17 protein-coding genes are annotated in these 19,905 nt (G+C 50.4%); 14 read left to right on the forward strand and 3 right to left on the reverse strand.

Features of this window, described 5'->3' with window-relative positions:
* Positions 1-76: 76 nt before the first annotated feature.
* The 7 genes from B5M13_RS11240 (at position 77) to B5M13_RS11270 (ending at position 7,914) form a co-directional block, all read left to right on the forward strand.
* Positions 77-1,135, forward strand: a complete 1,059-nt coding sequence (locus tag B5M13_RS11240) for a proline iminopeptidase-family hydrolase (RefSeq protein WP_080055758.1) — start codon at positions 77-79, stop codon at positions 1,133-1,135.
* Between the two features lie 28 nt (positions 1,136-1,163).
* Complete coding sequence (locus tag B5M13_RS11245) at positions 1,164-1,667, forward strand: RidA family protein (RefSeq protein WP_080055759.1); 504 nt, start codon at positions 1,164-1,166, stop codon at positions 1,665-1,667.
* A gap of 104 nt (positions 1,668-1,771) precedes the next feature.
* Positions 1,772-3,016 carry a DUF1624 domain-containing protein gene (locus tag B5M13_RS11250; protein ID WP_080055760.1) on the forward strand — a complete coding sequence of 415 codons (1,245 nt, stop codon included), beginning with the start codon at positions 1,772-1,774 and terminating at the stop codon, positions 3,014-3,016.
* Positions 3,017-3,060: 44 nt separating this feature from the next.
* Positions 3,061-3,597: a GNAT family N-acetyltransferase gene (locus tag B5M13_RS11255; protein ID WP_080059884.1), complete on the forward strand. Its 537-nt coding sequence runs from the start codon at positions 3,061-3,063 to the stop codon at positions 3,595-3,597.
* An 84-nt stretch (positions 3,598-3,681) separates the two neighbouring features.
* The gene (locus tag B5M13_RS11260; RefSeq protein ID WP_080055761.1) at positions 3,682-4,086 is read left to right on the forward strand and encodes a hypothetical protein; all 405 of its coding nucleotides are present in this window, start codon (positions 3,682-3,684) and stop codon (positions 4,084-4,086) included.
* A gap of 23 nt (positions 4,087-4,109) precedes the next feature.
* Positions 4,110-4,622, forward strand: coding sequence for a YybH family protein (locus tag B5M13_RS11265; protein WP_080055762.1), 513 nt, complete (start codon positions 4,110-4,112; stop codon positions 4,620-4,622).
* A 28-nt stretch (positions 4,623-4,650) separates the two neighbouring features.
* Positions 4,651-7,914: a histidine kinase dimerization/phosphoacceptor domain -containing protein gene (locus tag B5M13_RS11270; protein WP_080055763.1), complete on the forward strand. Its 3,264-nt coding sequence runs from the start codon at positions 4,651-4,653 to the stop codon at positions 7,912-7,914.
* Positions 7,915-7,989: 75 nt separating this feature from the next.
* Here B5M13_RS11270 and B5M13_RS11275 read toward each other — a convergent pair whose 3' ends face one another.
* The 3 genes from B5M13_RS11275 to B5M13_RS11285 are packed head-to-tail and all read right to left on the reverse strand — an operon-like array spanning position 7,990 to position 14,781.
* Complete coding sequence (locus tag B5M13_RS11275) at positions 7,990-9,474, reverse strand: sigma-54-dependent transcriptional regulator (RefSeq protein ID WP_080055764.1); 1,485 nt, start codon at positions 9,472-9,474, stop codon at positions 7,990-7,992.
* A complete protein-coding gene (locus B5M13_RS34105; RefSeq protein ID WP_080055765.1) occupies positions 9,467-12,421 on the reverse strand; it encodes a ligand-binding sensor domain-containing protein in 2,955 nt (984 codons plus the stop codon). Before B5M13_RS34105 ends, B5M13_RS11275 begins: the two co-directional genes overlap by 8 nt.
* Positions 12,422-12,462: 41 nt before the next feature.
* On the reverse strand, positions 12,463-14,781 hold the full coding sequence (locus B5M13_RS11285) for a PAS domain-containing hybrid sensor histidine kinase/response regulator (RefSeq protein ID WP_080055766.1): 2,319 nt from the start codon (positions 14,779-14,781) through the stop codon (positions 12,463-12,465).
* A 362-nt stretch (positions 14,782-15,143) separates the two neighbouring features.
* Here B5M13_RS11285 and B5M13_RS11290 point away from each other — a divergent pair, with 362 nt between their 5' ends.
* The 7 genes from B5M13_RS11290 (at position 15,144) to B5M13_RS11315 (ending at position 19,895) form a co-directional block, all read left to right on the forward strand.
* A complete protein-coding gene (locus tag B5M13_RS11290) occupies positions 15,144-15,677 on the forward strand; it encodes a TetR/AcrR family transcriptional regulator (protein WP_080055767.1) in 534 nt (177 codons plus the stop codon).
* A 64-nt stretch (positions 15,678-15,741) separates the two neighbouring features.
* Positions 15,742-16,161, forward strand: coding sequence for a hypothetical protein (locus tag B5M13_RS11295; protein ID WP_080055768.1), 420 nt, complete (start codon positions 15,742-15,744; stop codon positions 16,159-16,161).
* Positions 16,162-16,174: 13 nt separating this feature from the next.
* Complete coding sequence (locus tag B5M13_RS11300) at positions 16,175-16,516, forward strand: hypothetical protein (RefSeq protein ID WP_080055769.1); 342 nt, start codon at positions 16,175-16,177, stop codon at positions 16,514-16,516.
* Between the two features lie 315 nt (positions 16,517-16,831).
* The gene (locus B5M13_RS11305; protein WP_080055770.1) at positions 16,832-18,388 is read left to right on the forward strand and encodes a GMC oxidoreductase; all 1,557 of its coding nucleotides are present in this window, start codon (positions 16,832-16,834) and stop codon (positions 18,386-18,388) included.
* Positions 18,389-18,454: 66 nt separating this feature from the next.
* Positions 18,455-18,643 (forward strand): hypothetical protein, encoded by a 189-nt coding sequence (locus B5M13_RS33795; RefSeq protein WP_155297232.1) that lies wholly within the window; start codon positions 18,455-18,457, stop codon positions 18,641-18,643.
* 66 nt (positions 18,644-18,709) lie between these two features.
* The gene (locus B5M13_RS34110) at positions 18,710-19,054 is read left to right on the forward strand and encodes a heme-degrading domain-containing protein (RefSeq protein WP_080055771.1); all 345 of its coding nucleotides are present in this window, start codon (positions 18,710-18,712) and stop codon (positions 19,052-19,054) included.
* Between the two features lie 25 nt (positions 19,055-19,079).
* Positions 19,080-19,895: an SDR family oxidoreductase gene (locus B5M13_RS11315; protein ID WP_080055772.1), complete on the forward strand. Its 816-nt coding sequence runs from the start codon at positions 19,080-19,082 to the stop codon at positions 19,893-19,895.
* The last annotated feature ends 10 nt before the right edge of the window (positions 19,896-19,905 follow it).

Here is a 19,905-nt window from a genome sequence, read left to right on the forward strand (position 1 = left end):
AGCTAACAACAATGAGAGCACATTGAGCGCCTATAAAACCTGTATCCTCGCAGCCTTTTTTCTATTCGATAGACCCATGAAGATCAGTCAATTTCTCTCTTCGCTCTTACCGGCCACTTTTGCTGTTTTGCTCATTGGCCTGACCGTTGCAGGCTGTAACCCAAAACCAAACGCCGACAAGGCTAACGCACGCCAAACCTACTTTGCCCCCGCCGATACGGGTATACAAACCGGGGGTGTGAAAATAATCCCGATCAAGACTCCGAAAGGCACATTCAACGTGTGGACGAAGCGGATTGGCAACAACCCAACGGTCAAGGTTTTGATTCTGCACGGCGGTCCCGGTGCAGGTCATGAGGCCTACGAGGTATTCGAGAGTTTTCTGCCCAAAGAAGGCATCGAGTTCATTTATTACGACCAGCTCGGCGCGGGTAACAGCGACCGCCCAATCGACAAGAGCTTGTGGGTGCTGCCCCGTTTTGTCGACGAACTGGAGCAGGTTCGGGTCGCTTTAGGGCTAAATAAAGACAATTTTTACCTCTATGGCCACTCGTGGGGCGGCATTCTGGGCATCGAGTACGCACTCAAATACGGGCAAAACCTCAGGGGATTAATTATCTCAGACATGATGAGCAGTGCGCCCGCCTACAGCCGCTATGCCAACGAGGTACTGGCCAAACAAATGGACCCAAAGGTGCTGGCCGAGATCAAAGCACTCGAAGCCAAAGGCGACTTCGCCGACCCGCACTATATGGAACTGTTGCTGCCCAATTATTACGAAAAACACATCTGCCGTATACCAGCTTCACAATGGCCCGAACCGCTGAACCGGGGGTTTGCCAAACTCAATCAGGAGCAGTACGTGACCATGCAGGGGCCAAGCGAGTTTGGCATGGCGGGCAATGCCAATCTAAAAAACTGGGATCGTAGCAAAGACCTGCCCAAAATTACTGTGCCGACGTTGGTTATCGGGGCCACCTACGACACGATGGACCCCAAACACATGGAATGGATGGCCGGGCAAGTGAAAAATGGTACGTTTCTAGTATGCCCCAACGGTAGCCATTTCGCGATGTATGACGATCAGCAAACGTATTTCACCGGGCTGATATCCTTTCTGAAAAAAGGGAATTGATCTCTTCACATTAACCAACCAAACCTCAATGAAAGCCAATCAATTCACCATGATGCTGGCCGCTTTTGCCGCCCTGACCCTGTTTGCCGTCGGCTGCAATACCGCTCCCCAAAAAGCAGATGAGAAACCAGCGGCTCAATCCGATGCACCGGAGTACTTCCTGTTACGGCCCGACGTTGAAAAAGCGTATGGCTATTCCCATGCCGTTCGGATTGGCAATGAACTGAAAATATCGGGTGCGGTCAGTATGGACGAGAAAGGAAACCTGACGGCGAAAGGTGATCTGGGACAACAAATGAAAAATTGCTACGCCGATCTGGACAAAATTCTGAAGCACTATGGCTACACCTGGGACGACGTTGTAGTGGAGAATATTCTGACCACGAACATGCCCGAATTTGTGAACCAGTCGGCTTACCGGAATACGATCTACAAAAAGCAGTTTCCGACTGGGTCGTGGTTTGGCGTAAAGGAATTAGCCTTGCCCGGCCAGTTGATTGAGATTGAGTTAGAAGCCTATAAAGTGCGCTAATTTGTTTAATCGGATTCGATGATGACCCTCATCGTTTTTTACAGATTCCTGCCCTGGCCCCTATCTCTCATGACACGTAGACTAGTTTTTGCCGTTATAGCGAAATGACCTTTCCGCTCACCCATAAATCGGCAACCGCAGGCTCCCTCAATCCAGCGCCTTCATTCATCAAAAGCCGCATCGAGTCCATCGACGTACTGCGGGGTCTGATTATGATCATTATGGCGCTGGACCATACGCGCGATTTCTTTCACGCTCAGGCCTATACCGACGATCCGCTCAATCTCGATACGACCACACCGGTCCTGTACATCACCCGCTGGATTACCCACTTCTGCGCCCCTACGTTTGCCTTACTATCCGGTACGTCCATCTACCTGCAGGGCTTACGAAAATCGCGCAGCGAGTTGAGTTTGTTCCTGCTGAAACGGGGTCTATGGCTCATTGTAGCCGAGGTACTCCTGATTGCACCGGCGGATACGTTTACCCTGTTTAATCCCATCACGCTGGTTGTTTTCTGGTCGCTGGGCATCAGTATGGTGTTCATGGTCGGGCTGACCTGGCTGCCGTTCCGGGTCATACTGAGCCTTGGTTTAGCGATCGTTTTAGGCCATAATCTGCTGGATGCGGTGGAACAGGCACCGGGATTTACGTCGGGTTTTGGGTGGGCGCTGGTTCATGGCGGCAGTCACCGTGTGTTTGACTACGCTCCCGGTCGGGTCATTGTGGTACTATACCCGTTTCTTCCCTGGCTGGGGCTAATGATGCTGGGCTACTGCCTGGGTCGTTTGTTTGAGCCAGCGGTTTCGGCCACGAAGCGTCAACAGTGGCTGGTTTATCTCGGTGCCGGAGCCATTGGGTTATTTGTTGTGCTGCGTTTGCTGAATGGATACGGCGACCCCTTCCCCTGGAGCGTCCAGAAAGACGGCCTCACCACATTGTTCTCGTTCCTGAAGGTGCATAAATACCCACCCTCGCTGCTGTATATGTGCATTACGGTAGGCCCGGGCCTGTTGGGCCTGGCGTTGCTGGAGAATGTACACAATCGCATTACGGGCGTGCTGCGCACCTACGGACGAACAGCCTTTTTTTATTACACGATCCATTTTTATATGCTGCATACCCTGCGCATGCTAGTCTTTTTTGCCGCTGGTCATACCATGACGGAGGCCGATAAGTCGCTGCAAATCATACCAATGCGGTTTGTGCTTCCCGGCGATGGAGGCTACGATCTTGGGGTGGTTTATCTCATTTGGCTAGCCGTTGTCGCGTCGTTGTATCCCCTGTGTCGCTGGTTTGATGCCTACAAAACAACGCACAAAGAGCAGTGGTGGCTGAGCTATCTGTAATCAAGGTTACCACAGAAAGTAAACAATCAAAATCTATTCAGGAAATGAACAAAAGTGAAAATGTGCAAACAAGAACGGTTGTCATTCCTGACGACCTGGAAGCCGTAAAAAAATTATGGTTTGACTATTTAGTTTGGGGGAACGACAAAATGCAGGAACTCTATGGCGTCCATCCCCATAATCCCCAAGAAGCTGTTGAACAGGATATCCAACAGATTGGCAAGTTTCAACCGCCTTACGGACAGCTAATCCTGGCTAGTTATGACGGTAAACTATGTGGACTTGGAAGCCTAAAACGTATCAACTCCGAAATCGGTGAAATAAAACGAATGTTTATTGATCCAGCTACCAGACGAATTGGGGCTGGACGAGCGATCCTCGAAGAACTTCTACTTGAAGCGAAAAAAGTCGGCTATAAAAAACTTCGGCTTGACAGTCCCAAGTTTATGGAAGCAGCTCATTCCTTATACAGAAGTGTTGGATTTCATGACATTGACGCGTATCCGGAAATGGAAATCCCCGCAGAATTTAAAGACTATTTGTTGTTTATGGAATTGGATTTAACCGACGACACTACCTAAATCCGAACGGATAAGCACAGCTAAGCCCAGCCTATGGTGCTGGTGAATCGCTCTTAAAAACAGTCAAATCAACCAATCAAACCCATGAAACAACTCCTGATTTCCCTATCTGCTCTTTGGCTGCTGGTTAGCCTCGGCATGTCGTCATCTGCACAGGCTCAGCAAACGGCAACGACTCAACTCAAAAGTATTCACCTTTTCGATATGCCAGCGGGGGTAACGGAGGCTCAACTGTCGGCGGTGATTGGCGAGCTGAACACGATCATTAAACGGTTGGGGTACAGTAATGCCGGATACACACTCTACAAAGTAGAGGGAGAAGGAGCCGACAAATACCGCTACTACTTCGAGGGCAATTGGCCCAATGCCAACGCGTACCAGAAAATCCACGACGACAAATCGTTTCAGGAAGCAGACAAAAAATTGGGTATGGTGTACGAGAAAATAAAAGCCGTTGAACTCTACCGTCGCTTAGTGAGAGTTCCCTAAATCGTCTAACCATCAAAAACCCAATGAAAACCAATCCATTTACCCTACTTCTGGCCGTTGTTGCCATAACGTCTGTCTGTGTTACCGGTTGCAACGCCCCCGCCCAAAAAAAGGAAACTGCAACCGAGCAGGTAGCTGCTAAACCCGATATGGCCGCCATCAAAACGGAAATACAAGCCATCGAAACCCAATGGGCCAGCGCCACAACAGCCAGGGACATCGACAAAGTAATGGCACTCTACGCAGACGATGCCGTAGAAATGGCCGACGACGAACCCATGTGTATAGGAAAGGCTGCTATCCGGCAGGTATTGCTCAAAAGTATGAAAGCGCGCCAAACCGGAACTACGGTTTTCTACGAGACGATGGACGTATACGGCGATGACAATCTAGTGACTGAAGTCGGGAAGACAACGATTAAAGACGCGGCTGGCAACGTAGTGAGCACCGGCAAATACATGGGTATTTTTGAAAAACGCGACGGAAAGTTTATCTGCATCCGCGATATTAACAACGAGGATCAAAAAGGCAAGTGAAGTAGCTTGGGCTAATAAACAAGTCAACATGAATGGATACGTTGTTTTTGGGTGGTTCTTCCTGCTATTGTGCCTGTCTGTACCAGACGGGCAGGCACAATCCACGAAGCTTTACTTCGACGAACCCCCCAAAGAGACGTTGGGTCGCAACCGAAATCAATTAACCATCAATCGATTCTTTACCGACCGGGACGATTTTCTCTGGTTCGTCACCGGCAGTGGCCTGAGCCGGTACGACGGTCATGAGATTGTAACGGTGCGCTCTGATCCGGCAAATTTGAACTCCCTCTCCTCGGCGCGGGTGGCGGATATAATTCAGGACGAGCGAGGCATGTTCTGGATAACCACCCGCGATGGGGGCCTTAATGCCTATAATCCGCGAACGGGCAACGTGGCCCATTTTCAGCACCTGCCCACCAACAAAACCAGTTTATCGTCGGATAAGCTCCGGTTTCTTCAACGCGATGAATCCGGTTATCTCTGGATCGGCAGCGATTATGGCATGAATCGGTTCGACCCCAAAACCGGCCGTACTGTCCGTTTTTTGCCCATTCCAGGCGAGCCAGGGCAGTTGCAGGGCAATCCGGTGTCGCCCATTCTGGTCGAACCGGGCCCGGCCTGGATTGGCCAATCCAGGCTGGGCCAATCCAGGCCGGGCCATATTTACGTTTGCACAACCGCCGGGTTCGAGCAGTTTGACCGAACAAGTAACCGTTGGCGGTGCTTTCCGACGGTAAATAAATCCGGGGTGCCCGTGATCAACGCCACGGATGGTCTCAATGTGATTAACGGCCTCTGCAAAGATCGTCGGGGCCTGATCTGGATGGGGGTTCCGGACCAAACCGGGCTGCGGGTTTTTAACCCTAAAACAGGGCAAATCAACTGGTTCGATGGTCGAACGGCCGATGGCAAACCCATTCCGTTTCCAAAAGTGATTCTGGAAGATCGGGCGGGGCGGCTTTGGCTTTGCTGCGATAACGACATCTTCCGTATTTCAGCCGACCGGACCGTCGTGGAGCAATGCACCCCTGTCGCCATCAGCAATGGGGAACAACTCAAGGAACTGGTAACCCTGTACGAAGATGGACAGGGATTAATCTGGCTGGAGAGGGCGAGCGACAAAAATCCGCTTTTTTTCGACCCCCGTCAGGAACGCCACCCCAACATTCCACTGCCAAAATTTACTAACACCCCTGGTGGGGTTCCGGCCCGACCCGCAACGGAGTCCCTCATGCCAGACCCGGAAGGGTTCCTTTGGATCAGTACCGATCTGGGCCTGATTCGATACAAGCCGGTCCAGAATGAAATGAAGATTGAACTGAAACAACCACTCACCTATTTCACCATCCCCCTGCCAGGTTCGGTTAGAACCAGCCACGATCCATACCTGCTAGTCGGTGCGGAAGCTGGCCTGTTCGTTTACAACAAGAAGACGGGTCGTCTCATACCTGTCCGTTTAGATAAGGCAGGGAGTAAGACGATCCCAAATGCCATCGATTCGGTTATTGATGGGGATGGCGACCTCTGGATTTCAACCTGGGGGAAAGGGCTTTTCCGCATTCCAAAGGGCAGCTTATCGGTCGAGACGGGGCTGGTGAGTACCTATGAACAGTGGAAAAACGACCCTACCAATGCCAACAGCCTATTGTCGAACACGCTGCAAAAGATTGCGGTCGATGCGCAGAACACGGTGTGGGTGTGTGGAGCCGCTCACGGCCTTAGTCGGGTAAACAAACGAACCCGGCAAGTGCAGCGATTTGTACTCCGGCAAGGCGATCCCTATGGACTGGCCAGCAACTACACCTTTGCGCCCGTGATTGATAAGCAGGGTGATGTATGGATAACGAGCGGGTATGCGGCTCCCTTACAGAAACTTTCGGTTAAAACGGGACGATTCAAAAAATATGGTGCAGCAAACGGGTTTACGGATAATTATTTTGCCCACGCTACCCTCGACAAAATCGGCAAAATCTGGTTCAACCAGCATCAGGTGGTATCCTGTATCGACCCCCTTACGGAGCGCGTAACCACGTTTCCGCAGTTTGTAGGCAACTCGGTTTACTCTACACCCATTACAGCACTGGCTACTACCGGCGAGATTTATTTCGGTTGCCAGAACAACTTACGGAGATTTGGGCCCAACGATACCATCCACAACATTCCTAAAGCCTCATCACCGTTGCGATTGGTGAGCGTTTCCTGCTTCGATACCGACGGAACGCAAACCATGCGGCCCATGTCCCCGGATCGCTGGCGAGCCAATGAGCTGGCATTGTCGCACCGGGAAAACACCCTGGAACTAAAATTTGCGCTGCTGGATTACCGCAACACCAGCAGTCGTGCCTATGCCTATTCCCTGACCGGACTGGATGACGAGCCACAATGGGTAAGTATCGGTCTGAAAAACACCGTTGATTTTGCCCAGATGAAGCCGGGAACGTACCTGTTCCACCTGAAAGCCCGCAATAGCGACGGAATTTGGACAAGTCTGGCGCCCCTTCGCATACACATCAGCCCACCCTGGTGGCAAAGCTTTTGGGCCTATGCGGCTTATGCGTTGCTGCTGCTACTCGGCTTTTGGTACTTATTGAAGGTTCGTCTGCGTGAACAAGCCCGCGAACTGGCCCTGCAGGAAGCCGTAGTCATTAAACAACAGCGCGACGAGATTGCTCAGAAAAACGCCCAGAACGAACTCCTGCTGAAGGAGATTCATCACCGGGTCAAGAATAATTTGGAAGTGGTATCAAGTTTGCTGGCATTGCAATCGGCTAAAGTTACTGACCCCAACGTACAGGAAGCCATACAGGCCAGTCAGAACCGGGTGCAGAGTATGGGCATCATCCATCAGAAACTCTACCAGGGTAAGCAGTTAGGGGCGATTGAGATGCGAGATTATTTTCTTAACCTCAGCGAAAGCATTCTCGATTCGTTCGATGCGGCCGGGCGTATCACCATCTACTGTTCGATGCCCGAGCTAGTACTGGATATTGACACAGCGGTTTCCATAGGGTTAATAACCAATGAGTTAATAACTAACTCGCTTAAATATGCATTTATCGATAAGGACAGCGGTACAATTCACATCAGCCTGACACGGATGGACGACGATTCGTTGCTGTTGATGGTCGCCGACAATGGTATTGGTAAACAGCCTGCGGAAGCTGTCAATGAAACGGGCTTCGGCACCCAGTTGGTGGAGCTGCTTACCCGCCAGCTCGATGGTATGCTGACCTACGAAAACCAGAATGGGACGCTGGTCAAACTCCGCTTCAACCGGCCATCCATTGCCTAAGTCCAGCGCTGCTCTACTTGCATTATTCCTATCCGTTCAATTTTTACTAACACCCAGCATGTGAGCATCCTATAGTCAAGCATTTCTATTGATGCCTAATTTTTTCATCTTCGACTCCAAGGTAGTGGGAATAACATCCAGGATGGCCGCTGCGCCGTTTTTTCCGCTTACTTTCCAGCGCGTTGTTTCCAACACAGACAGAATGTGTGCCCGTTCGCATTCTTCCAGGGTGATGGGACTTAGCTTTTTATCAAGCGTACTTCGTCGGCTTACCCAGTCCCCTAATTCGAGTTTGCGGCCCGGCGAAATGATTAGCGATCGCTCAACGATGTTTTCCAGTTCGCGAATGTTGCCGGGCCAGTTATAGGCCATAAGGGTATCGATTACGTCCTGACTGATGACCTCAATCCGGCGACCGATGCCGGGACCGTGTTTGGTGCAGAAATGCTGCACCAGCAAGGGAATATCTTCTTTTCGGTCGCGAAGGGGTAAACTCTGGATTGGAAACACGTTCAGCCGGTAGAACAAATCCTCCCGGAATCGACCTCCTGCCACTTCTTTTTCCAGGTCCCGGTTCGTGGCCGCAATGACCCGAACGTTTACCTTCAGGGTTTTGTTGCCGCCCACCCGCTCAAATTCGCCTTCCTGCAATACCCGCAGCAGCTTGGCTTGTAGTTCGATGGGCATTTCGCCAATCTCATCCAGAAAAATAGTACCACCGTCAGCTAACTCGAACCGACCGATTTTCTGTCCCGTTGCGCCCGTAAAAGACCCTTTTTCATGCCCAAATAATTCGCTTTCAATAAGTGTAGCGGGCAAAACGGCGCAATTGATCTTGACCAGCGACCGGTTTCGTCGACTACTCAGGTTATGCACGGCGCGGGCCAGCAACTCCTTACCCGTGCCCGACTCGCCCAGAATCAGCACAGTGGTAGTGGTTGGGGCTACCTGCTCCACCTGCCGCAGTACTTTCTGGAACGGTTTGCTCTGGGTAACGATCTCTTCAAAATTACTGCTCGATTTAATCTCCTCCCGCAGGTAGCTATTCTCGGCCTGAAGCTGATTTTTAAGTTGTTCGACCTCGGCCAGTGCTTTGGAGAGGGCTTCGGTCCGTTCGGCCACACGTTGTTCCAAGCGTTGATTAGCTTCCTGCAACTCCAGTCGTAACCGTCGGATACTCAAATGGGTATGGATGCGTGAGAGAACTTCCTGAAGTTGAAAGGGCTTGGTAATGTAATCGACAGCACCCATATTGAAACCATTGACTTTGTCGATGGTTTCGGACAGGGCCGTCATGAAAATAACGGGTACATCGCGGGTTTGAGGGTCAAGTTTAAGTCGTCGACAGGTTTCAAAGCCATCCATGCCGGGCATCATTACATCCAGCAAGACCAGGTCGGGTCGGGCATAGCGAATTTGTTCGATGGCACTTTTGCCATCCCGCTCCACCAGCACTTTATAGCCATGACTGCTCAGGGTTTCGAACAGGATACTGATGTTATTGGGGGTATCGTCAACAATCAGAATATTGGCGGGTATGCGGTCATTCTCGTTAATCATAGGTTTTTAGGCAAGTTTTAAGGTAAGCTCGGATTTGCTTTGTATCAAATACGTCGGCCATCTCACGAACTTTTCGTGCAAACGGTGAATAAGCTGAATCGAGCGAGTCGATCTGTTGAAGCTGGGCTAAAATGCCCTGAATATCACCTGTCATAGCCAATTCATGTAGGGTTTGTAAATACGATAAAGGCGGTAGTGGACCAGGTTCAGCCACCCTGTTCTCATGGGGCACATCAGAGGCCGATATATTGGTGGGATTGCTCCATTTTCCATCCTCCAGCCCTTCGATACGAGTAATATTCAGGAGTTTATTGATCAGGGTTAGCAGGTTGGCACCACTTTCCTGAATTACCCGAACGCCTTTCTGCTGGGTTTCATTCAGCGACGTATCCTGTTGCAACAGTTGCGCAAACCCCAGAATTCCGTTGAGGGGTGTGCGTAACTCGTGGCTCATATTGGCCAAAAATTCGCTTTTAGCCCGGTTGGCCGTCTCGGCGGCTTCTTTGGCGGCTTTCAGGTCAACGGCTTGTTTTTCTAGCGCTTCGTTCTGTTGGACTACCTGTGCAGTTCGAGCTTGAACCAGTTGTTCCAGTTTTATTTTTTCATTGGTAAGGTGGCGTGTGTAGAAACGAATAATCCCGATAATGCACAGGGCAGTGGCAAGGCTATAAACCAGATAAGCCAGTTTTGTCTGATACCAGGGCGGCAGTACAACAAAAACATAGGTACTTTCGCGACTGAGTTGCCCGTATGGATTTCGGGCACGCACGAAAAACGTGTACATGCCAGCGGGCAGATTGGTATATTCCTTTTTAAGCTCTTTCGTCCATTTTGACCAGTTCGTATCGTCCATCATCAGGCCGTGCCCCATCAGCCGATATTGAAACTCGTTGTCACTGGTTCCCAGGAAACTAGCGGCAGCAAACTGAAACATTATAGCCCGGTCGGCATAGGCAAGCTGAATGCCGGATTGTCGGGCCGTTAAGGGCAATAATGAATCGGATTGCGTAAGGCGAACCCCACGAATGATCGACTCAAACGGTGTTGACGGTTGTTTATGGGTACCGTCGTAGCGGTACAAAGCCTCGTCGTTACCAATCCAGACAATGCCATTGGGTTCGGGCAGAATGGCAAACCCACTCCGCTGAATTGGCAACAGGCTCAGACTATCGTAGGCAAATGCCCCCTTACCCCGATGCCGCAAAACACCCAGTGGATTAGCAAACCAGAGGGTGCGTTGCTTATCCTGTGCAAAAAAAGGTGAACTTACTTTTGGGTTTCGAAAGAGCGGGGCAAAGCGAGTGTCTTCGTCGAACCGGTCAGAACGAGATGAATAGTGATAAATACGATTTTTTGTAGTGAAAAATAATCCCTCGGAGGTTGGCACCACGTAATTCCAGGTTAGCTGATTTAAGCCGTCCGATAGCCTATAGTGCCGGATTGGTGGATTTAAGCGAATACCGTTTGACAGATCGACATAAAAGAATCCCTGTAGATGCGTACCAATCCAGAGATTTCCATTGGCATCGGGAGTAATAGACCAACATTCACCCGATATACCGTGCAACTTGCCTATCCATTGAAACTCCCCCTGCTGATAGCGTAAAACATTGACCCCATCGAACATGGCCGCAAAGACAACCGTTGTATCGACTTGTGACCGTGCCAATGCGTAAGCCATACCACCCGGAATAGCTACTGATTGTTGCAACACCCCGTCGCGAACCCGCAATACAGCATCCATTGAACCCACCAGCAAATCCTGCCCAAACGATAGCATATCCCAGCAAGGGGACTCCGAGCCGCGAATGGACCGAAATATGCCGGTCTGTTTGTCCAGATACGCCAGTCCCGTATTGGTACCCACATAGAGTTGCCGCTGGTGCCTATACACATCCCAAACCGTAGCGCGGATATTCATATTCTCGCCAAAGCGGGTGATAGGGCTATTGATCTCCAGTTTATCGATTCCATTGGCCAGCCCGGCCCAAAGGGTTTGCTGGTGGTCGAGAAACAGGCTATGCACCCGGTTTTTGGTTAGACCATTTTGCTCATCAATACGCTGAATGAGTTGCCCTTTGGTGTCCAGAATCCGAATACCCCCTCGTAAACTCGCAAAGGCGTACCGCATCACTCCAGTAGCCGAATCGGGTAGCGCGATGGCCTGAGAAATATCACTTTGCCGAAGCCAGCGATCTTCCGACGTGACAAGCGGGGTTATGGATGAGCGAACCGATGGTTGGCGCAGATCGGCTGCATCGTAAACCCACAGTCCCTGTTGCTGGGTAACTAGCAGTAATTTCTGTTGCTGAAAGGGTAGAATGGATTGAATAGGCATAGCTACCAGCGATGCGCCACCGGGTACGAGCGTAAAGGTTTCGTTGGTGCCCAGTTGCATCAGACCGATGCCTTCATCCTGGACCAGTAGTGTTCGGCGGGCGTAATGTGCTAGCTGAAACTGCCGCTTGGGATACCATACCCGCATCGGTTGTTGGGGTCGATACCGGATAATTTTCTCAAACGTGCAGAAATAAATACCATCGGGTGTGCAATACAGCCGCCAGACGGGCGATACGTGCCGATCCGAAGCGGGTAGTTGATCCGACAGCGACACATACTTCATAAGGCCGGTTGGCATAGCCTTCAGGTAGCCGAAATCGGTTTGGGTACCCACGAAAACGGTTCCATGCTGATCGACATCCAACGATCTGACTGTCAGGCCCGGCACCTCAATGAGTTGCCAGGATGCCCCATCGTATTCGAGCAGCCCATTGTAATTGCTCACATACAAAATCCCTCGACCATCCTGTACAATAGCTCGGTTTTCGGGGTGTGCCTGGTAGTCTTTGGGACTAAAATGCTCCATCAATGGGCTACCCATTTCCTGCCCGATGGCTGGCAGGCTCATCAGGAAGCCGACAACATAATGCAGCAGTGTAAATTTCATGATTCAATGGTCGAGTAGGTGTTTTCAGAAGGGGAGCGTAGTTAAGCAGATAAACTGTCTTTCAAATAATCACGCATTCGCTTCATATCGAACTGACGGGCCATTCCCCGGATGATCTGAATAAAATCGTCCCACTCCTTCGTTGTCGTTGCCATCATATCCAGTCGGCTGAGTACGCCCTGAATATCGCCCGTTAAGGAGGTAGCATACAGGTCTTCGAGCAAATGAATGGGAGGCAGTTGGGCCATTGTTGCCCGGTGGTTGCTCTGGGGTTTTGCCGAATGGGTTTTAGTCTCGGTAGCCGCGAAATAGGTCCAGTTTAGTTGTAAATGGAACTGAATCACACTCAGCAACTCGTCCATATTGACGGGTTTAGGCAGAAAATCGTTGCAACCCGCATCGAGACTTACCTGCTGACTGTTGAGCAAACTGGCTGACAGGGCAACGATTTTAACGCTCGAAAAGGCTGCGTCGCGCCGAAACTGCCGAACAGCCTCAAACCCATCCATACGTGGCATCACCAGGTCCATAAGCACCAGATCGGGCAGGTTTTCGTGGGCACGCTTCAGCGCAACAGCTCCATTCTCGGCTTCCAGAGTTCGAAAGCCCAACGGTTCCAGCAGGTTGGTCAGTAACGACCGGTTCTCCCAATGGTCATCCACAATCAGCACCGTTCGCCGACGGCCTTCGTAGCCATTGATCTGCTGAGGTTCCCGGCGGTCTAAGCCCAATGGACGGGATACGACAATAGGCGACAACTGGACGGTTACCCGAAATGAACTGCCTTCGCCGGGGGTACTCACCACCCGAAGTGTTCCCTGCATGAGGGTAATAAGCTTTTCGGTGATGGTCAGTCCTAAACCGGTTCCTTCGATAAACCGACTTTCGTCCCGGACTTGCTGAAAAGGCAAAAAGATCAGGTCTAGTTTGTCGGGCGGGATGCCAACACCGGTATCATCGACCTGAAACGTTAGCTGATCGTTGGGCTGCGGAATCACTTTCAGCGAAACGCCCCCCCGATCGGTAAATTTGACGGCATTGCCAAGGAGGTTAATGAGCACCTGTCGAAGTTTTCGCTCGTCGCCGATAACCATTTCGGGAAGGGAGGCTGGAGCCTGAAAGTAAAACGACAGATTCTTCTGCTCAGCCTTAACCCGAATAAGGCTGACAATGTTGGTCAGGAGTTCGTTCAGATTGAACGGTTTGTGGTCGACTTCCAGTTTCTGGGCTTCTATTTTCGAGAGGTCCAGCACATCGTTGATCAGTACCAGTAGGTTTTCGGCACAGTTATGAATAATGTTGATGCCCTGCTGCTGATGGTCGGTTAGAGATAGGTCGCGCTGAAATAGTTGTGTATAGCCCAGAATGCCATTGAGGGGTGTACGGAGTTCGTGGCTCATGTTGGCCAGAAACTCACTTTTGGCCCGGTTGGCCATTTCAGCGGCATCTCTGGCTTTCAGAAACTCCCGGGTTCGCTCAATCACGGTGGCTTCGAGTTGCTCCTGGGTGTGGCGAAGCTTCTCTTCTGCCACTTTTCGCTCGATTTCGGCCCCCGACCGCGACGCAAAAATACGCAGTACACTCAGATACTTCTGCTGGTTTAGCAGGGGCCGATGGTCGCAGACAGCAATATGCCCAATAACCTGCTGCGCCCGGTCGTAAATGGGTACGCCAACGTAGGATTCAATACCCGAGTCCTTGACAAAATTAAGCTCAACATCGTAGGGATAGTAAAAATCCCGGCCCTGCATCACAATGCTACAGGGGGTACCAGCCAGATCGTATTCAATGTTTTCGAGCAATTGACTGTGTTCAACGTAGGCCAGGGTTCGCACACGCGTTTTTTCGACGTTGGCACATTCCGTAACGAGCGCAAACCGCACGTCTAACGTAGCCGTGATGTGTTGCACCAGGCTTTGGAAAAAATCCATACCCGTTACCCCCGCTGTTCCTTCCGAAATCAGCCGTAGCGTTTCATCCAGTTGACTACGCTCAGTCACATCGCGCAGAAAACAGCATAGGTACTGCTCGTCTTCGAAATAAATGAAATTGATGCCGACTTCAGCGTGCAGGAGGCTACCGTCTTTTCGGCGCATCCGGATCTCGAACGTCTGGGTCTGTACGTTTTCCAGCGATTGCCACAGTGCAGCAAATTTGTCGGCATCATAGTCGATGCTGAAATCAGGGAAGGCAAGTCCCCTTAATTCATCAATCGAATAGTGTAACAGTAACCCGGCGGCTTTATTAGCCCGGTATACTTGTCCATGTTGGTCGATGAGAATAATAGCTTCAAGAGCCTCCTCGACTGTAAAGTGCGAGAGGTGTAAGGCTTTCTCGTCCGTGTTCATACGGTCTGCCATGACCGAATACGTTTTTTTAGTAATGTAAACAGCGTAGTCGCTCTGAGAATACGCTCAATTTTCGTTCCGCTTGTAGCTGTTGGCCCAGTAAGTGGCTTAGTTGCGTAAGATGCGTATTTCCCTATGAAAATACGCCAGAAATCCAACCTGTCAAGTTCTGATTCGTTCACGAAATATCAGAATAATCATGATATATCGTGAATTTTCAACTGAACTCAGCATTTTTTAGTGAATCTTAATAGACTTTGCGAGTAGGTAAACTGAACAGCAAATTTGTGGAGTCTGTTGCTTCTGAGCGATAGTGCTATACATTTGAAGCAGATGATATGATGTGTGGCCAGAGGTAATGTTGACAAAGCAGAATGACGGAAACGAAAGAAATCTGGATAAAGACCGGGTATGAAATTTTTGCCATTTCGGGCGACAATGCGCTTAAAGTTGAGACATTGGCGAAGCGATTGGGTATAAGCAAATCATCATTCTACCACCACTTTGCAGAGATGGACATCTTTGTTGGTCATTTGCTGGATTACCACTTAACGCAATCAGGAGTGATTGCTGGAAAGGAGAATAATGCCACTAAAATTGATCCTGAATTGATCGCTATTTTAGTGGAACACAAAATCGACCTGCTCTTTAATCGACAGCTTCGCATTAAACAGGATATCGACTTGTATCAGAAAACGCTGGCAAAGTCCAATCAGATTATTGGTCGCGGGTTTGTAGCGCTTTGGGCGAAAGACTTGAATCTAACGCTTAGTCATAAACAACTAGAAGGGCTTTTCGAGCTGGCTTTAGAAAATTTCTTTCTTCAGATTAACCACGACAAGTTGAATGTCGAATGGCTTACAGCGTATTTTATCAACTTGAAAAAAATAGCCCAACGCTTCGAATAGGCATTGTACGGTAGCGTCTAAAATGTAAGAGGTCGTGTGATTACGTTTGCGAAAAGCTTCAGTAATGACACACAAATCCCACAAATTCTACCTGAAAATCACTGCTATCGTCATCGGCTCTTTTGGGCCCATCTTTTTCTTCGGGACAATGCTCCCCACGTCCGAACCGGCCAGATGGACGCTGGATCTGTTGAGTGTACCACTCGATGGGGTGCAGAACTACGAAGCGCCCACCACCCGGTTTTTATCGGCTTTAACCGGAGGCTTCCTGTTTGGGTGGGGCGTTTGCGTTTGGTTTCTGCAAAAATGGGTTTACGACAAAGCGTCCGAAGAAGTAAGGAAAGCTGTATTGGCCGGAATTTTAGCCTGGTTCTTTTTAGATAGTGCCGGTAGCCTTGCTTCCGGCAATCCGTCCAATGCGTTTATCAACATCCTTATACTACTTATCGCCGTGGGGCCGCTCTGGAAACCGGCAACACCTTAATTCAAAACTGACGATGGGAAATACCAATTTTCTGAAAGGCTTACTTATAGCCCAAGCTACACTACTACTAATTTACACAGCTTTAGCCTTCAGAAATGATGGTGCTGATCTAGTAGGGATTTTTTTATCCAACATTCAGGCTGTCAACTGGAACGGGCAGTTTAATCTTGATTTCAGTTGCTATCTACTATTATCGGGGTTATGGATCATGTGGCGAAACAAATTCTCCGCCGGTTCCATTGTCGTCGGCCTGGTGGCTACAATACTGGGTATTATTGTTTTTGCACCTTATCTCTTGTATCAAGTCGCCAAAGAAAAAGGAAACCTCAAAAACGTATTGCTGGGAGCACGATAAACCAGGGTAATCACGGTTTGATCGCGTACACGTTAGCCTTTTTTGTGCTGTTAAACCACCCCTATACAGACGTATACCATAGCTTGGCCAGACTTAATTTCATCTCCCGATATGCCCAAAGTCTCCCGACATATCAGGAATTAAATTACCATCGGCATTGTCTCCGGTTATCAAAAAAGTGGCTTTTTGAGGCATAAATGGCATTTTGAGCCTTTCTGGTCAACTGGTATGGTGTTGGCATTCTTAAATCCGATGGGCTGCTAAAGGCAGTACACCGAACCATCGGAAAACAAAACGAATGGCCCAATACCAGTCATGACGACACATACCTACGACATTATTATCATCGGAACCGGCTCCGGTGGTGGAACAATTGCCCAGCATTTAGCCCCAACCGGGAAAAAAATTCTGATTCTGGAACGGGGTGATTTTATCCCCAAAGAGAAAGAGAACTGGGACGTTATGCAAGTAGTGGTCAATGGCCGCTACCGCACCGACGAGGTTTGGTACGATAAAGACAACCAGCCGTTTAAGCCGTTTACGCACTATGTAGTGGGTGGCAACAGCAAAATGTACGGAGCCGCCTGTTTTCGGCTGCGCGAATCCGACTTTCAACAGACACAGCACGAAACGGGTATCTCGCCAGCCTGGCCGCTGACATACGCCGATTTTGCGCCTTATTACGATCAGGCCGAACGGCTTTATAGCGTGCATGGCATCCGAAGTGTCGATCCTACTGAGCCCCCAACCAGCCAGCCGTATCCGTATGCCCCCATTACGCCCGAACCCTTTGCCAAAGAACTCTACGAAAACGTCCAGAAAACGGGATTGAAACCGTTTCCGATTCCGATGGCGGTGCGGCTGGGGCAGGATAAACCTGAACGCCCTGACGCGCCCACGGTGCTGGGCAATTTCGATGGCTTCCCCGACCCGTCTGAAGCCAAAGCCGATGCGCATGTAACGGGTGTCCGGGTGGCTTTACAATACCCAAATGTAACGCTGCTGACCAACACCGTAGCTACCCGACTGATTACGGATGATACAGGCAAGGGCATTACGGCTGTGCAGGTGCTGCGAAACGGCCAAATAGAAACGTTTGAAGCCTGTCTGGTGATTTTGGCGGCAGGAGCTATCAACTCAGCAGCTTTGCTACTACGCTCGGCCAACGGGCAGCACCCCAACGGATTAGCGAATAGCAACGACCTAGTCGGGCGAAATTATATGGCCCATATCAACGGCTGCCTGATTGCCTACACGCCTGACAAGCTGAATACAGCTGCGTTTCAGAAATATTTCTGCATCGGCGACTATTACGAAGCCACGCCCGAAAACCCGTATCCATTGGGTGAAATTCAGTTGATGGGCAAAAACGACCCGCCCACGGTGGCTGAACTGGCTGCTGATTTTCTGCCCGACAAAGACGCGGCCTGGCTATCGACTCACAGCATCGACTTTTGGCTGACCGCCGAAGACTTGCCCGACCCTGAAAACCGGGTAACACTCACGCACGATGGGGCTATCCAACTCATCTATCACCGCGAACAGAATAACGTGGCCGCTTTTGAAGCCCTGAAACAAAAACTCAAAGATCTGTTTGTGAAACTGGGCGATATAGACCCCGCTCTCAAAACCGTATACTGGGCAGGCTACGATCTGGGAATCAGCGGGGTTTCGCACCAGTGCGGTACGCTCCGGTTTGGTACGGACCCGGCTACGTCGGTGCTTGATGTGAATTGTAAGGCGCATGAACTCGACAATCTATACGTGGTCGATGGGAGCTTTTTCCCCTCATCGGGGGCTTACAACCCATCGTTGACTACCGTTGCCAATGCCCTGCGCGTCGGCGATCATTTACTGAAAAATGTGCTATAGGCACGTGGTTATTGCCGGTTATTCACTCGCTACGATTTCCAATTCTGCATTCCATAAAGATACTTTATGAAACGCCATTTGCTAAAAAACCACTTTGGGTGTGCACTGATTCTGTTCAATTTGTTTTTCTGGACCGGACAGGCGCAGGAAGTTAGGGAAGTGATCCGCCGGACGGTAAGTCTGAAACGGGCTACTCCATACCCACCGATTCGCAGAGCAACGACCGCTGGTTTCAGCACTTGGCTATTGGGGTGAGTGACATAGACAAAGCGTATAGCCTGCTCCGTCAGCAAAAAGTAGCCTGAAGAATAACCCGTAACCATGAAACCATCACGCACCGTACTGGCCGTATTGCTGGCCATGACCACCGCTTCGGCTGCTATCAAATACGCCGTCGATAACGGCGCACCCGGCGGTAGCATCGCCATTGTGGATTCGGGCAGACATCTGCTCTACCTCGAACGGATGGGCAATACCTTTTTTCAGGCCGCTGAACTACTCGCTACCAACCTCGGCAGCCCTAACGGCATTGCGTTTCGCCTGACGAAAAATACCGCTACGTCTCCAACCGGGACATTCAGGATATTCATCATACCAAGACGCTATACCTCCCCGCTCACACCGGCTTGTATAAAATCAGAACCGTCAACGGCGGTAAGCTGGTAAAACCATTATTTAACTATCCAGTAACATGTTTCAAAAACCCAACCAACGATTAGTCGGCCAGACGGCCATCATTACCGGAGCCAGTTCGGGCATCGGGAAAGCAACCGCCCTTTCGCTGGCAATGGAAGGTGCTCACGTCGTAATCAACTACATCGGCAACCCGGTCGGAGCCGAAGAAGCCGCCCAACTCATTCGGGACAATGGCGGTCAGGCCATGCTTGCTCAGGCCGATGTGAGCAAGGAAGATCAGGTACAGAAAATGTTTGCCGATACGATTGCCGCCTTCGGTACGGTCGATATTCTGGTTGCCAATGCGGGCCTGCAAAAAGATGCCAAGTTTATCGACATGAGCCTGAAAGACTGGCAGTTTGTGCTGGACGTAAACCTGACTGGGCAATTTTTGTGCGCTCGTGAAGCCACCCGTGAGTTTCTGCGTCGGGGGCCACGGCCGGAGGTGTCGCAGTCGCTCGGCAAGATTATCTGCATGAGTTCGGTGCATGAAATTATCCCCTGGGCGGGTCACTCCAATTATGCGGCCTCAAAGGGTGGGGTTATGCTGCTCATGAAGTCTATCGCTCAGGAATTGGGTGGGTATAAGATCCGGGTCAACAGCGTAGCACCCGGCGCCATTCGTACACCTATCAACCGATCCGCCTGGGAAACGCCACAGGCTCTGTCGAACCTAATGAAGCTGATTCCCTACAAACGCATCGGCGAAACCTCCGACATTGGCTCAACAGTGGCCTGGCTCTGCTCCGACGAAGCCGATTACATTCACGGTCATACGATGGTAGTAGATGGCGGCATGACACTGTACCCCGGTTTTGAAGATAACGGCTAACCAACCTCTC

Source organism: Spirosoma aerolatum (assembly GCF_002056795.1).
Classification (GTDB): domain Bacteria; phylum Bacteroidota; class Bacteroidia; order Cytophagales; family Spirosomataceae; genus Spirosoma; species Spirosoma aerolatum.